General features: G+C 62.0%; 12 protein-coding genes. 7 read left to right on the plus strand and 5 right to left on the minus strand.

The window, feature by feature from the left end:
- Positions 1-74 precede the first annotated feature (74 nt).
- The 5 genes from GJR96_RS08315 (at position 75) to phoU (ending at position 5,539) form a co-directional block, all read left to right on the plus strand.
- The gene (locus GJR96_RS08315; protein ID WP_151162515.1) at positions 75-1,124 is read left to right on the plus strand and encodes a PstS family phosphate ABC transporter substrate-binding protein; all 1,050 of its coding nucleotides are present in this window, start codon (positions 75-77) and stop codon (positions 1,122-1,124) included.
- Between the two features lie 62 nt (positions 1,125-1,186).
- Positions 1,187-2,146 (plus strand): phosphate ABC transporter permease subunit PstC, encoded by a 960-nt coding sequence (pstC, locus tag GJR96_RS08320; RefSeq protein ID WP_151162516.1) that lies wholly within the window; start codon positions 1,187-1,189, stop codon positions 2,144-2,146.
- Between the two features lies 1 nt (position 2,147).
- Positions 2,148-3,776, plus strand: a complete 1,629-nt coding sequence (pstA, locus tag GJR96_RS08325; RefSeq protein ID WP_151162517.1) for a phosphate ABC transporter permease PstA — start codon at positions 2,148-2,150, stop codon at positions 3,774-3,776.
- 51 nt (positions 3,777-3,827) lie between these two features.
- Positions 3,828-4,682, plus strand: a complete 855-nt coding sequence (pstB, locus tag GJR96_RS08330; protein ID WP_151162518.1) for a phosphate ABC transporter ATP-binding protein PstB — start codon at positions 3,828-3,830, stop codon at positions 4,680-4,682.
- Positions 4,683-4,858: 176 nt separating this feature from the next.
- A complete protein-coding gene (phoU, locus tag GJR96_RS08335) occupies positions 4,859-5,539 on the plus strand; it encodes a phosphate signaling complex protein PhoU (RefSeq protein ID WP_151162519.1) in 681 nt (226 codons plus the stop codon).
- Positions 5,540-5,633: 94 nt separating this feature from the next.
- On the opposite strand, the gene GJR96_RS08340 is transcribed toward phoU, so the two are convergent.
- Complete coding sequence (locus GJR96_RS08340) at positions 5,634-7,862, minus strand: CDC48 family AAA ATPase (protein ID WP_151162520.1); 2,229 nt, start codon at positions 7,860-7,862, stop codon at positions 5,634-5,636.
- 198 nt (positions 7,863-8,060) lie between these two features.
- On the opposite strand from GJR96_RS08340, the gene larC reads away from it, so the two are divergent.
- Entirely contained in the window at positions 8,061-9,527 is a 1,467-nt protein-coding gene (larC, locus tag GJR96_RS08345) for a nickel pincer cofactor biosynthesis protein LarC (RefSeq protein WP_151162521.1), read from the plus strand.
- Between the two features lie 15 nt (positions 9,528-9,542).
- On the opposite strand, the gene GJR96_RS08350 is transcribed toward larC, so the two are convergent.
- The 3 genes from GJR96_RS08350 to GJR96_RS08360 all read right to left on the minus strand — a co-directional run bounded on the left by GJR96_RS08350 (position 9,543) and on the right by GJR96_RS08360 (position 11,798).
- Complete coding sequence (locus GJR96_RS08350) at positions 9,543-9,947, minus strand: VOC family protein (RefSeq protein ID WP_151162522.1); 405 nt, start codon at positions 9,945-9,947, stop codon at positions 9,543-9,545.
- A gap of 53 nt (positions 9,948-10,000) precedes the next feature.
- Complete coding sequence (locus GJR96_RS08355) at positions 10,001-10,924, minus strand: alpha/beta fold hydrolase (protein ID WP_151162523.1); 924 nt, start codon at positions 10,922-10,924, stop codon at positions 10,001-10,003.
- 136 nt (positions 10,925-11,060) lie between these two features.
- Positions 11,061-11,798, minus strand: a complete 738-nt coding sequence (locus tag GJR96_RS08360; RefSeq protein ID WP_151162524.1) for a hypothetical protein — start codon at positions 11,796-11,798, stop codon at positions 11,061-11,063.
- 187 nt (positions 11,799-11,985) lie between these two features.
- Here GJR96_RS08360 and radB point away from each other — a divergent pair, with 187 nt between their 5' ends.
- Positions 11,986-12,675 carry a DNA repair and recombination protein RadB gene (gene radB / locus GJR96_RS08365; RefSeq protein ID WP_151162525.1) on the plus strand — a complete coding sequence of 230 codons (690 nt, stop codon included), beginning with the start codon at positions 11,986-11,988 and terminating at the stop codon, positions 12,673-12,675.
- A gap of 48 nt (positions 12,676-12,723) precedes the next feature.
- On the opposite strand, the gene GJR96_RS08370 is transcribed toward radB, so the two are convergent.
- A complete protein-coding gene (locus GJR96_RS08370) occupies positions 12,724-13,866 on the minus strand; it encodes a CBS domain-containing protein (protein WP_151162526.1) in 1,143 nt (380 codons plus the stop codon).
- Positions 13,867-14,211 lie beyond the last annotated feature (345 nt).

Here is a 14,211-nt window from a genome sequence, read left to right on the forward strand (position 1 = left end):
CACACATATCAGAACATATCTCTATATATTTGTCATAGCAGAGTATTTACCCACAAATCGACTCGAAATCGATGATGACGAGCAACACGGATGATGTCCTGTCTCGGCGTAAATTCCTGATCGCTTCCGGCGCTGTTGGCGTCGCTGGCCTCGCTGGATGTACCGAGAACAACACCGGCGGTTCGGACGGCGGCGACTCCGGTGGGTCGGAAGGCGGTGACTCCGACTCCGGTGGCGACGGGAGTGAGGAACTCTCGGGCGCAATCGACATCGCAGGCTCTTCGACCGTGTTCCCGCTCGCCACCGCGATGGCCGAGCGGTTCCAGAAGCAGAACTCGGGCGTCAACATCAACATCCAGTCCACTGGCTCCGGTGGTGGCTTCGCGAACTACTTCTGTCCCGGTGACACCGACTTCAACAACGCGTCGCGCCCAATCAAGGGCGAAGAGGAAAACCAGTGTGCAGACAACGACGTCACCCCCATCGAGCTCAAGGTTGCGACCGACGCCCTGACCGTCGTCGTCAACAACGACAACGACTTCATCGGCGAGGGACTCACCGTCGAGCAACTCCAGACTATCTTCTCTGCCGAAGAAGCACCTACCACGTGGTCTGACGTGAACTCCGAGTGGCCCGACGAGGAAATCGAAATCTTCGGTCCCACTGACGCCTCCGGTACGTACGACTACTTCATCGAGGCCATCATCGGCGAGGAAGGTCCGGGCCACCGCCAGGACTACTCCGCGACCGAACAGGACCGCACCATCATCCAGGGTGTCGAAGGCTCCGAGTACGCAATCGGCTACCTCGGCTTCGCGTACTACAGCGAGAACACGGACTCCGTGCAGGCTGTCGCCGTCGAGAACGACGAAGGCAACTTCGTCGAACCATCGCTCGATACCGCACTCTCCGGCGAGTACAACCCACTCTCGCGCCCGCTCTTCACGTACCCCTCGCAAGGCTCTCTCGCAGAGGAACACGTCGCTGCCTTCGCTCGCTACTGGATGGAGAACTCCACGAGCAAGGAAATCGTCGCCGACGAAGTCGGCTACGTCCCGCTGGGTGACGACGAGCAGCAGGAGATGCTCGACAAACTCAACGCGGCCATCGAAGAGGCTAACTGAACCTCTATTGGCAGAATAGACTAACGAAGCGTTTTTTCATAACCCACGATTCATACAATCCAATGAGCACAGATGACCTCGAAACTGACCTTACGCGGAAGACAGAAAATTCCCCGCGTGAGTTGCTGACGCGGTCGTTCTTTTTCTTGTGCGCGGCGTTGTCCGTCGTAACGACCATCAGCATCGTCGCACTCCTCGTCACCGAGGCGGCGAAGTTCTTCACACTCACTGCCCCACTGATGGGTGTCACGGGAGAAACGGCCTCGCTCGTCGACTTCCTCACGGGGACGACCTGGCAAATTCACAACCAGGAGTTCGGTGTGCTGGCACTCGTCTCGGCGACGCTGATGATTACCATCGGGTCAGCAATCATCGCTCTGCCGCTCGGTGTCGCGACGGCGATTTACCTGAGCGAATACGCGAGTAAACAGGCTCGCTCAGTTCTCAAGCCCGCCCTCGAAATTCTCGCTGGCGTGCCCACCGTCGTGTACGGGTTCTTCGCACTCATCTACATCACGCCCGCGATTGGTGTCGTCTTACCCGGCATCGGGACGTTCAACATCCTCTCGGCGAGCATCGTCGTCGGTATCATGATTATCCCCATGGTCGCGTCCATCAGTGAAGACGCGATGTCCGCCGTCCCCGACGACCTCCGTCAGGCAGGGTACGGCATGGGCGCGACGAAGTTCGATGTGTCCACGGGCATCGTCGTCCCCGCCGCACTCTCCGGTATCTTCTCGTCGTTCATTCTCGCTCTCTCGCGCGCCATCGGCGAGACGATGGCCGTCACCGTCGCCGCGGGTGCGCAGGCGAAGTTCCTCAACCCCCTCGACCCCTCGTCGTACCTCGAAGGTGCGCTACCCATGACCGCGGCGATGGTCCAGTTGCTCACCGGTGACATCACGGGTGGCGGACTGGCCTACCGCAGTCTCTTCGCAATCGGTCTCGTCCTCTTCGTAATCACGCTCATCATGAACATCATCAGCGACTACGTCGCACAACGCTACCGGGAGGCGTACTGAGATGGCAACCCAAAGCGACACCGACCAGATACAAGGCTTCGGGCAAGTCAGCCGAACGACCGGTATCATCTTCCGGTACCTCCTCATGGGCGCGACGATGTTCGGTATCGTCACGCTGGCCATCCTCCTCGTCTACGTCGCCAACGACGCGATTCAACCGCTCACCGCAGACGCTGGATGGTATCTCGTCTTCTTCGCCACGTTCGTCGCTCCGTCGACGCTCGTCGGCGCGTACCTCTATCGGACGAACGTCGACGCACTCAAACTCGGCCTGTTAGTCGTCGGGATGCTCGCGGTGACACTGATGTTCAGCGGTGGTGTGGCTATCGTCTTCGTGGACATCGTTCCACCACTCGTCAGTCTCTCGTACGCGATTGGACTCGTCGTCCCCTTCGCCGCCGTCGTCCTCATGACCAAGTACGAGGACGCGATTCCGTTCACTGCGCGCGTCGCGGCGACAGGCGCTATCTTCTTCCTGTCGCTGTTCGGGATTCCGGGCTACTACCACAGCATCCCCGAGATGGTCCAGAAGATTCCCGTCGTCCCGACAGAGTGGGTCATCATCACGCTCGTCTTCGGCGGCGTCGTCGCCGTCGTCGTCGGCCAATACTTCGCCCGAATTCGTGAGAACGCGCGAGCGGGTGTCGTCGCTGGTGTCGCCGCCCTCGCAGCGACCGGCGTCGCCGCAGCATCCGGGATGTTCACCGGCGTCAATCCGACTGCACTCGCCGTCGTCGCGGCCGGTGCGTTCGTTCCGACTGCCGCCTACGCTGGCGGTGCAGCGCTCACCCGTGAAGAGGAACGAATCGGCCTGCTGTTCGCGGCCGTCGTCATCGGCGGGTCTCTCGTCGGTGCCGGCGTCGTCGACGTGCTCGGCTTCGCCGGCCCACAGTCGTGGGTCGACTGGCAGTTCCTCACGAGTTCGCACAGCGGAACCGCCGAGAACGCGGGACTCTATCCCGCTATCGGTGGGTCCATCCTCCTGATGGTCACCGTTGCGGCGCTGTCGTTCCCACTCGGCGTCGGTGCCGCGGTGTACCTCGAAGAGTACGCCCCGGACAACGTCTTCACGCGCTTCATCGACGTCAACATCTCGAACCTCGCCGGTGTCCCCTCTGTCGTGTACGGGTTACTCGGACTGGGTGTGTTCGTCACCTACCTCGGCCAACCGACGGGGACAGTCCTCATCGGCGGTGCGACGCTGGCATTGCTCATCTTGCCCATCGTCATCATCTCCTCCCGAGAGGCGATTCGCTCTGTCCCGCAAGACATGCGACAGGCGTCCTACGGGATGGGGGCGACGCGATGGCAGACGGTCAAGAACGTCGTGCTCCCCGAGGCGTTCCCGGGAATCCTCACCGGAACTATCCTCGCACTGGGCCGGGCAATCGGTGAAACTGCGCCGCTCATCATGATTGGCGCACCGAACGTCCTGTTCAACTTACCGACCGAACTCAGTTCGAAGGTCAGCGCCATGCCGCTGCAGGTGTACGCGTGGTCGAGTCTCTTCGCCAGCGAGGACTTCTACACGAAGGCCGTTCCGGCGGGTGTCGTCGTGTTGCTCGCGGTGCTGCTCGCGATGAACTCCGTCGCTATCGTCCTCAGGAACAAGTTCGAAAGCGAAAGCTAATACAAGTACATGAGTGATAAAGAGAATACAGCAGAGGTTGAATCTTCAAACATGACCGGGACAGAGGACCCGACGAACGACGAGATGCTCGTCCAGACTGACGTTAGCGATGGCCTGTCGGCGTCGTCGTCGTCGGTGTCGGAGACGACGAACGCGGAGACGATTATCCGCGCAGACGACATCAACGTCTGGTACGGTGACGAACAGGCACTCCAGAACATCTCGATGGAGATTCCCGAAAACAGCGTGACCGCGATGATTGGTCCGTCGGGATGTGGGAAGTCGACGTTCCTTCGGTGTATCAACCGGATGAACGACCTCATCGACGTGGCACGCGTCGAAGGGGAACTGACGCTCCGCGGCAAGAACGTCTACGACGCCGACGTGGACCCGGTCGCACTCCGCCGTCGTGTTGGGATGGTCTTCCAGAAGCCCAACCCGTTCCCGAAGAGCATCTACGAGAACGTCGTCTACGGGCTGAAGATTCAGGGTATCGAAGGCGACTACGACGAAATCGTCGAAGAGTCGCTCAAGCGCGCCGCACTCTGGGACGAGGTCAAAGACCGTCTTCACGAGTCGGGTCTCGACCTCTCCGGCGGCCAACAACAGCGTCTCTGTATCGCCCGCGCTATCGCGACGGACCCGGAAGTCCTCCTGATGGACGAACCGGCGTCCGCGCTCGACCCGGTCGCAACCTCGCAAATCGAAGACCTCGTCGAGGAACTCGCCGAGGACTACACTGTCGTCATCGTCACGCACAACATGCAGCAGGCCGCGCGTATCTCGGACAAGACCGCCGTGTTCCTCACGGGCGGTGAACTCGTCGAGTTCGACGACACCCAGAAGATATTCGAGAACCCCGAGAGTCAGCGCGTCGAAGACTACATCACCGGGAAGTTCGGGTAACTTTTCGGCTCGGCCCACCTGTTCGTCGGTCCCGGCTCGACCATCGAACCCTCTATTTTGTCACTGGTCTGTCACCATCGGTAGGGAACGTCCCGTCACTCCGTCTTGCGTTTGGCTGACGCCGTGTCACTTGTACCATCACAAGGAATTTGATGGTTCCTCTCGGAAGATTAGACATGGCTAGAAACGAGTACCAATCTCGACTCAAGGAACTCGAAGAAGACGTCTCTTACCTCGGTGAGTTGGCGGCAGAACGCGTCCGACACGCACTCGACGCCCTCGACGAGAAAGACGAAGAACTCGCCCAGCGAGTCATCGAAGGCGACGGCGAGATAAACCGCCTCTACCTCGACCTCGAACAGGACTGTATCGACCTGCTCGCCCTCCAGCAACCGGTCGCAGGCGACCTCCGATTCGTCGCCGCATCGTTCAAAATCATCACCGACCTCGAACGCATCGGCGACCTCGCGGTGAACCTCGCACAGTACGCCCTTGACGCCGAACAGGACGTGTACACCGAAGTCGACATCCAGCGAATCGGTGACGCCGCCCTCGACATGGTCGACCAGGCGATGGACGCCTATTCGACCGAAGACTCCGACCTCTGTCGCTCTGTCGCCTCCCGTGACGACGACCTCGACACGATGTGTGACGAGGCATCCCAGACTATCGTGCGGGACCTCATCACCGGCGGCGACTTCGAAGGCGACGACGAACTCGACGCCGAGGAGTCTCTCGTCGACGTGCGCCGTCTCCTCCTCACCGTCCGTGACCTCGAACGTATCGGCGACCACGCCGTCAACGTGGCGGCGCGGACGCTCTACATGATCGACAACGACGACGAACTGCTCTTCTAATCGACCGACGTCTCTCTTCGACCGTCGCTGTTTCGTAACGGTTCACTCGTGCGGAGCGACGCGAAAAAACACGTCCGAGACAGCGGTTCGCGGCTTACTGGAAGCCGAGACGGCCGTCGCGGGTGTCGGGTGAGAGACCCTCGCGAGCACCACCCTTGAACTGGTCTTGAATCTGTTCGTAGTAGCTCATCAGGTCTTCGGTGATGGTCGGGCGGACCGACTCCATCGCCTTGCGGAAGTGGCGCATCTCGATTTCCTCGGCGTCGCTGTTCTCCCGGAGTGCCTCGATGGCGGCCTCGCGGCAGATGGACTCGAGGTCAGACCCGACGTAGCCGTCGGTAATCTCCGCGATTTCGCGGAGGCTCACGTCGGGCGCGAGCGGACTGGCCTGCGTGTGGATGTCGAGAATCTGCTCGCGGCCCTTCTCTTCGGGTTGTCCGATGAGGACGAGGCGGTCGAAGCGACCCGAGCGGATGAGCGCGGGGTCTATCATGTCCGGGCGGTTCGTCGCCGCGATGACCATGACGTTCCCGGCGTCTTCGAGGCCGTCTAACTCCGTCAGGAGTTGGTTGACGACGCGCTCGGAGACGTTGTTGCCGACGTCGTTGCCGCGGGCGGGCGCGAGGGCGTCCAACTCGTCGAAGAAGATGATGGTCGGCGAGACCTGCCGCGCCTTGCGGAACGTCTGCCGAATCGCCTTCTCCGACTCACCGACCCACTTCGACAGCAGTTGCGGCCCACGCACCGAGATGAAGTTCGCGTTCGTCTCGTTGGCGACGGCCTTGGCGATGAGCGTCTTCCCCGTTCCGGGTGGGCCGTAGAGGAGGACACCTTTCGGTGCCTCGATGCCCATGCGCTCGAACTTCTCGGGGGTGGTCAACGGCCACTCGACGCTCTCTTTGACCTTCTGCTTGGGGTCTTCGAGGCCGCCCACGTCGTCCCACGTGACCTTCGGAATCTCGACGAGCACTTCGCGCATCGCCGAGGGTTCGACCTCGCCGAGTGCACCGCCGAAGTCGTCGTTCTTGACCACCATCCGGTCGATGAGGCTCGGTGGGATGTCCTCCTGGTCGAGGTCGATTTCGGGCAGGTAGCGCCGCAGCGCCTTCATCGCTGCCTCTTTGGTGAGTGCCTCGATGTCGGCACCGACGAACCCGTGGGTGTCGTCTGCCAAGTCGTCGAGGTTCACGTCGTCCGACAGCGGCATGCCGCGGGTGTGAATTTGGAGAATCTCCTTGCGGCCTTCCTCGTCGGGGACACCAATCTCGATTTCACGGTCGAACCGGCCGGGGCGACGCAGTGCTGGGTCGACAGAGTCGACACGGTTCGTCGCCGCGATGACGATGACCTGTCCGCGCGCTTCGAGGCCGTCCATCATCGTCAGCAACTGGGCGACGACGCGGCGTTCGACTTCGCCGGTCACGTCCTCGCGCTTCGGCGCGATGGAGTCGAGTTCGTCGATGAAGATGATACTCGGCGACTCCTCTTTGGCGTCCTCGAATATCTCGCGGAGTTGCTGTTCGGACTCACCGTAGTATTTCGAGATAATCTCCGGGCCAGCGATAGAGAAGAAACTGGCAGACGTCTCGTTGGCCACCGCACGGGCGAGCAGGGTCTTCCCCGTCCCCGGCGGACCGTGCAGAAGCACCCCTTGCGGCGGCTCGATGCCGAGTTTCTTGAATATCTGCGGGTGCTTCATCGGCAGTTCGACCATCTCGCGGACGCGCTGAATCTCGTTGGTCAGGCCACCGATGTCCTCGTAGGTGATGCCACCACCGGTCTTCTCGAATCCGGAGATTGGTTCCTCACGGAGTTCGACGTCGGTGTCTTCGGTGACGAGCGCGACGCCGTCGGGTTTCGTCTCGACGGCGATGAGCGGAATCGCCTGTCCGGGCGACCGCATGAATGGGTGGTTCGTACTCGACATCACCGGGACGATGTCGCGTTCGACCACCGGACGCTTGAGAATCTGGCGCTTGACCATCCCGGCCGCGTCGGACCCGAATTGGACACTCGCCTCTTCCGGCGGTGCCAACACGAGTTTGTCGGCCTTCTTGGCATCCGCTTTGCGGATGGTCACGCGCTCGCCGATGCTCACGTCGGCGTTCTGCCGCGTGAACCCGTCTATGCGAACCGTATCAGTGTTCCAGTCCTGCCGGTCTGCCCGCCACACCTTCGCGGCGGTCGTCTTTCCTCCCTCTATCTCGATGATGTCTCCCGGCGAGAGCTTGAGATGGAGCAAGGTGTCCGGGTCAAGACGGGCGATACCACGCCCCGAGTCGTTCGGGTACGCTTTCGCCACTTCAAGTTGGACTTCGTTCATATGAATTACCTCGCGGGGATGCTGATACCTGTGGGAGGCCACCGGATAAGTCCTTCCCCGGTCTGTCCGGGGCGGCGTCTCTCGCAGGTGACAGCTTAGCACACAATAGGGCGGGTGGCTACTAATCCCTACCGACTAAACTGAATTCGCCGCGTCGATGGCTGGCGTTTTTACCTCCGCGTGCCGACGAATAGTATCATGAGACTCCTCGCGTTCGACGGGCGGATGGGTGCGAGCGGCGACATGCTCCTCGGAGCGCTCGTCGCCGCCGGTGCCGACCCGTCTGTTCTCACCCCCGTCGAAGATGCCCTCGACGTCGAGTACCGACGCTCCGAGGTGAACAAGAACGGCATCGTCGCCACCAAAGTAGACGTGCTCCTCGCGGAGACGGACGGCGGTGACCCGCGCGGCGAAGGCCACGACGACGACCACAAACAATCTCCCGACGACCAGCACACGGGCGACGACGAAGACGACAGTGACGACGAGACACCAGCGCACCGACTGCGCGGGGACTTCGCTCTCGGCCACGGTCACGGCCACGGAGACCACAGTCACGGCCATGACCACTCTCACGCACACGACCACAGTCACGACCACAATCATCCACACGACCACAATCATCCACACGACCACTCCCACGCACACGACCACACCCACGCTGAGGGCCACGGTCCACACCGAACGTACCCGGAAGTCGTCGAACTCGTCGAGTCGATGGACCTCCCGTCGAACGTCGAAGACGACGCGACGGCCATCTTTCGCATCCTCGGCGAAGCGGAGGCCACCGTCCACGGCACGGACCTCAAAGAGACACACTTCCACGAAGTCGGCGCCGACGACGCCATCGCCGACGTGGTCGGAACGTGCCTCCTTCTTTCGGACCTCGGGGTCGAACGCGTCGTAACCGGTCCGGTCTCCGTCGGCGGTGGCGAGACCACGATGAGTCACGGCACCTACCCGATTCCGGCACCAGCAGTCCTCAACGTGGTCGAACAGGCCGATTGGTCCATCCGCGGCGGCCCCGTCGAAGCCGAACTCCTCACCCCGACGGGCGCGGCGATTCTCGCGCACGTCGCCGAGGGAGTCGAGACGCTTCCGTCGCTGTCTGTCGAGTCTTCGGGCTACGGTGCCGGGGGATGGGATTTCCCAGACCACCCGAACGTCCTTCGGGCCATCGTCGGCGACGGTGGGTCACGACTCGCCCGCGACGAGATATCCGTGTTGGAGACCAATCTGGACGACGCGTCCCCCGAGATTCTCGGCAGTCTGCAGGAGACGCTGAAAGACGTCGGCGCACGCGACGTCTCCATCATCCCGACGACGATGAAGAAGTCCCGCCCCGGCCACCTCGTCAAAGCCGTCGTCAAGCCCGAAGACGTCGAACGCGTGGCATACAAGCTTGCCGTCGAAACCGGAACGCTCGGCATCAGAGAACACGGTGCTGGCCACCGCTGGACCGCCCACCGCGAGTTCGAGACGGCGACACTCGACATCGGCGGCAACTCCTACGACGTGACGGTCAAAGTCGCCAGCGACGCCGACGGCGTCGTCTACGACCGGAGCGCCGAGTACGACGACGCCCTCGCTGTCGCGAAGGAGACGGGTCTCGCAGTCAGAGAAGTCATGCGTCGAGCGGTGGACGTAGCCGCGACAGACGAGTGAGGTGCCGGCCCTCGCTCAGTCGTCGGTGAGTTGCGGGTACGCGACTTCCCACAGGTGACCGTCCGGGTCGGCGAAGTAGCCAGAGTACCCGCCCCAGAACACTTCTTGGGCCGGCTTGACGACTCTCCCGCCGGCCGCCTTCGCTTCTTCGAGGACTGCGTCGACCTCCGATTTCTCCGCGACGTTGTGGGCAATCGTGACTCCCGAGAACCCTCCACTCCCCTCGTCGGGAACTGTCGCGTCTTCGGCCAGCAACTCTCTCGGATAGAGTGCCAGCCACGACCCTTCGAGCGTGAAGAAGGCGATGTCACTGTCCGGTTCGCGGTCCCGAAGTGGCAGTCCGAGGCCATCTCGGTAGAACTGAATCGACGCGTCGAGGTCTGAGACGCCGAGGGTCACGACTGTGATACGAGGGTCCATTCAGAACGCTTCGCTCGGACCGAGGATAAACACGGTGTGGACCACTCCGTCTCTCACAACTCGTCGAGGAAGTCTCGAACGAGGGGAACGAGGTCCGACCCGAACTCCTCTTGGACGTAGTGGCCGACGCCGTAGAGTCGAACCGTCGAGGAGTCTTCGAACAAGCCTTCGAACGTCCGAAGTTCCGCCTGTCGGAACGCCCCGTCGTCCATCCCCCAGATGAGGCGCACGGGGATGTCTGCGATGTGGGTGCGACGCTCCCAGAGCGACGAGAGCCACGCCTGTGACCCGACGATGGCCTGTGGGAAGACGCCGGTTCCGGTTCGGTCGCCCTGATTCGCCATCCAGTACTGCTCGCGCGCGCCCTTCGTGAACTTCGAGCGGTCGGCGAACCCCATCGGCATCACGACGCGGGTGAACAGGTCGTAGCGCTCGCAGAGTTCGCGGCCGATTCGACCACCGAGGAGTCGTGAGAACCGCGCGAAGTGCGGGTCGTCGGTCACCGGCCACATCCACGTGTTCATCACGACGACGCCGGCGAGGTTCTCGGGGTGGTCGAGAGCGTACGAGAGACCGATTGGTCCGCCCCAGTCTTGCACGACGAGAACCACGTCTTCGAGGCCGAGTTCGTCGATGAACTCCTCGACGACAGCGGCGTGGTCCTCCGGCCGGTAGGAGAAGTCTGACGGACGCTCCGAGAGACCGAACCCGAGGTAATCGAGCGCGACACAGCGATAGTCGTCGCGCAGGCCACGAACGAGGTGTCGGTAGAGGAACGACCACGTCGGGTTCCCGTGGAGCATCAGGAGCGTCGCCGCACCACCGTCTGTCGGCCCTTCGTCGACGTAGTGAACCGCACCGGCAGAGAGACCGAGGCACTTCGATTCGAACGGATACGCCGAGCGGTCGACCCACCCGGCCCCCGTGTGGGCCGCCGAGATGGACTCGTCGAGTGCGTTCGTGCTGAGAGAGGTCATAAGCGAACTACGCGCGCTATCGGCATAAGTCGGGGCGACGGATAACGCTGAGAACGCCGGGAAGAACGCGTCAACGTCTCGTTTACGCGCTTCTCCCCTACAGAGACACGACGACGGGTGGCACTCGGCCGGCGACTTACTCTTCTTGTGCGCGGTGTTCGTCGAGTGCCTCGTCGATGCTCAACTCGCCGCCGGCGACTCGTCGTGCGAGCGTCTCGTCTATCGTTCGGTTGTCTTCGGACACCTCGCGAGAACGGGACTTGATACGCTGGAGTTCGCCCGCGGTTGGCTCTATCTCCCGAGATTCGACTCTCTCACCGCTCATCCGGGCGATGTTGACCGCCGCGAGAACGTCACCCATCCCGCGCGCACCGGACCCGAGATACGGCGTCGTCCCCGTCTCGTCGACGAGTTCGACTGCGACGCCGTCGAGTTCGTTGATGAGTTTCGCCCCTTGCAGGCGGGCACCGTCGCCGATGCGAACGACCGGGTCGATAGCGTCCTGCGTCTCGCGCCGGATGACGTCGACTGCATCCGCAAGCGGAACGTGGAACGCGGCGACGACAGTCTGCCCCGAGAGAACCGCGATTCCGGGCCGTGTACCGGGGTCGACACCGACGATTGTCTGGCCGCCACCGCCGCGGAGCGTCGCGAGGGCTTCGTCGACGGCACGTCGGGCGTCGTCACCAGTCGCGGTCACGCGCGAGACGTGCTGGTCTGACTCGACGTCGTCGTCCGGACTTGTGATGAGAACACGCGCTTGCTCGGGGAGCGAGTCGCCCGGTTCGATGGTGGTAAACGTGACTCCGCGACTTCGCAGTTCGGCCACGGCTTCGTGGTACAGTTCGAAGTCCGCGGTGGCGACGACTATCACGTGTGGGGGTTAGCGGTGGTGACGAATAAATCGTGTTGCGTTATGGTAGCGTTTGCAATTGGATACACATCCAATCGCGCGACTGCGTGCGATTGAGTGTGCACTGACTTGCAAACGCGACTATAGTCGCCGGTCCGCCGCCGGGTGGACCGAGGACTTTTTCGGTCGGTGGCGCGCACTTCCGTCCGTGACAGAGCCAGTCTCCACCGGATGTGCCTCGCTCGACGACCTGCTCGACGGTGGGTTCGAACGCGGCACCGTCACGCAAGTGTACGGACCACCGGCCGCAGGGAAGACGAACGTCGCTCTCTCGGCGGCCGTCAACGTCGCCGCCGCGGGCGGGACCGTCGTCTACATCGACACCGAGGGGTTGTCCGTAGATCGCTTCCAGCAACTCGCCGAAGCGGCCGCCCCCGCCGACGTGGAGACTGTGACTTCGCGATTGATGATCAGCGAGGCGTACGACTTCGAAGACCAGGAAGAGGCCGTCCGCGACGCCGAAGAGTTCGTCGAACAGGCGGACCTCATCGTCGTCGACTCCGCGACGGGTTTCTATCGACTCGAACGGACGGCCGAGGGCGACGGTGGTGAATCGCTCCGACGCGTCGCGCGACAGGTGACGCACCTCCTCTCACTCGCACGAAAACACGACTTGGCCGTCGTCTTGACGAATCAGGTGTACTCCGACCCCGAAACCGACCGAACACGGGCCCTCGGTGGCCACACGCTCGAACATTGGACTGGGACCGTGCTTCGTCTCGACCGCTTCCGCGGCGGGAACCGACGAGCGACGCTGGAAAAACACCGAGCCAAACCGGCTGGTGAGACGGCGACGTTCAAGATTACGGACCGCGGCCTCGCCAGCACCGAGTTCTAAGAAAAGAGGTCGACGGGGGTGGGCCCGTACCACCCCGGAGTGCGTTGCTTACAGTTCGTTCAGTTTGCGCAGCAGTTGGCCGCGGTAGCGCTCGTCCGCTTCGAAGCCTTTCACTTCGAGGACGTTGCGTTCGAGTTTGTCCAGTGCGACGTGGAACGCGTGTTCAGAGCCGTAGCCCTCGCCACTGCCGGCCAGTTGTCCGTGGCTGGTGCGGAGGCGAATCTGGCACTGGATGAGGGGCGTACCGCGGAGTTTCTCTTTGTGTTCGTGGAAGCGAACGTGGGCGTGGTGGACGTTCATCCGCTGGTACTTGTCCGCCACCTCGGTGATGGCCGAGACGATGTCGGTGCGGTCGAGCGTCTCCAGCAGGCCGATGTTCGTGACCTGCACGTCCATGTGTTCTTCTTCGGTGAACGTGAGTGCGCGGAGCACGTCGGTCTTGGTCAGCACGCCGAGGACTTCGCCGTCGTCGTCTTCAGGGGTGACGATGAGACCTGCGATGTCGTTTTCGAGCATCCGAGCGACTGCGTCACGGACGCTCTCTCCGGGCGTCGCGGTGAGCGCGGGACTCGTCATCAGGTCGTAGACCGGTAGGTCGAGCATCCGGTCGGTGTCACCGCGACGGTCTTGCTTCCCCTGTCGCCCTTCGTCGCGAACCATGAACTCAACGAGGTCGTAGGTGGTCAGCACGCCGGCGAGTCGTCCGTCACCGCCGATGACCGGGAGACGCGAGATGCCGTGTTCGCGGAGTCGGTTGATGGCCTGTCCGAGGTGGTCACGTTCGCCGATGGTGACCACGTCGTTGGTGTAGATTTGCTCGACGGTCAGCGCGTCGAGATTCTCGAGAACGGCTTCGAGGATGCCGTTCTGCGTGATGATGCCGTACTGCTGTGCGCCCTCGTAGACGGGGGCGACTTTGGTGTCTCCCTCGACGAGCATGCGTGCGACTTCGCGCACGTCCTCGTGTCGGTCTATTTTCGGGACCGCTTTCGTCAGCGCAGCGGCTTTCGTGTTGTCTTCGACGTGCGAGTTGATGAGTTGCTTCTCACCGATGACACCCGCGTAGTCGCCGTCTTCCACGACGATGATGCCCTTAGGGTTTTCCCGCTCGAAGATAGAGCGGACTTTGCCTAATCGCTCGTTAACGTCGACCTCGATGAAATCAGGAGTGGCGATATCAGCAATATCCATAATACATCTTGATATACAACGTGTCCTCTCTTGAAACTTCGTCCCGTTTCCACCCCACAAGAACCACCGAAATCGCAAGGCGTCGGCGAGTCTGAACGGTCGAATTCTGACGACTGACGGGCTGTGTGTCTCATTACCATACTCACAGAGGGTGGAAGATGATTGTTGGCAGACACTCCCCGACGACGACCACTAGGCTGGTCGTGCGCGACGACCCGAAAATCCCCGGCAATTTTGGTCTCATAACGGACGAAAAGCCGTACCTTGGCCGAACGAATGTTCTCCTAATTCGGAAGGTAGGACCGTCATAACTCCTGATATTCGGATATCTAGTCGCTCCATACT

The organism is Haloferax litoreum (genome assembly GCF_009674605.1).
GTDB lineage: Archaea > Halobacteriota > Halobacteria > Halobacteriales > Haloferacaceae > Haloferax > Haloferax litoreum.

Excerpts from the sequence above, each read along its gene's own strand:
- pstB (WP_151162518.1), top strand. The coding sequence starts at position 3,828 with ATGACCGGGACAGAGGACCCGACGAACGACGAGATGCTCGTCCAGACT.
- GJR96_RS08350 (WP_151162522.1), bottom strand. The coding sequence starts at position 9,947 with ATGGACCCTCGTATCACAGTCGTGACCCTCGGCGTCTCAGACCTCGAC.
- GJR96_RS08340 (WP_151162520.1), bottom strand. The coding sequence starts at position 7,862 with ATGAACGAAGTCCAACTTGAAGTGGCGAAAGCGTACCCGAACGACTCG.
- pstC (WP_151162516.1), top strand. The coding sequence starts at position 1,187 with ATGAGCACAGATGACCTCGAAACTGACCTTACGCGGAAGACAGAAAAT.
- GJR96_RS08355 (WP_151162523.1), bottom strand. The coding sequence starts at position 10,924 with ATGACCTCTCTCAGCACGAACGCACTCGACGAGTCCATCTCGGCGGCC.
- phoU (WP_151162519.1), top strand. The coding sequence starts at position 4,859 with ATGGCTAGAAACGAGTACCAATCTCGACTCAAGGAACTCGAAGAAGAC.
- GJR96_RS08370 (WP_151162526.1), bottom strand. The coding sequence starts at position 13,866 with ATGGATATTGCTGATATCGCCACTCCTGATTTCATCGAGGTCGACGTT.
- GJR96_RS08315 (WP_151162515.1), top strand. The coding sequence starts at position 75 with ATGACGAGCAACACGGATGATGTCCTGTCTCGGCGTAAATTCCTGATC.
- pstA (WP_151162517.1), top strand. The coding sequence starts at position 2,148 with ATGGCAACCCAAAGCGACACCGACCAGATACAAGGCTTCGGGCAAGTC.
- larC (WP_151162521.1), top strand. The coding sequence starts at position 8,061 with ATGAGACTCCTCGCGTTCGACGGGCGGATGGGTGCGAGCGGCGACATG.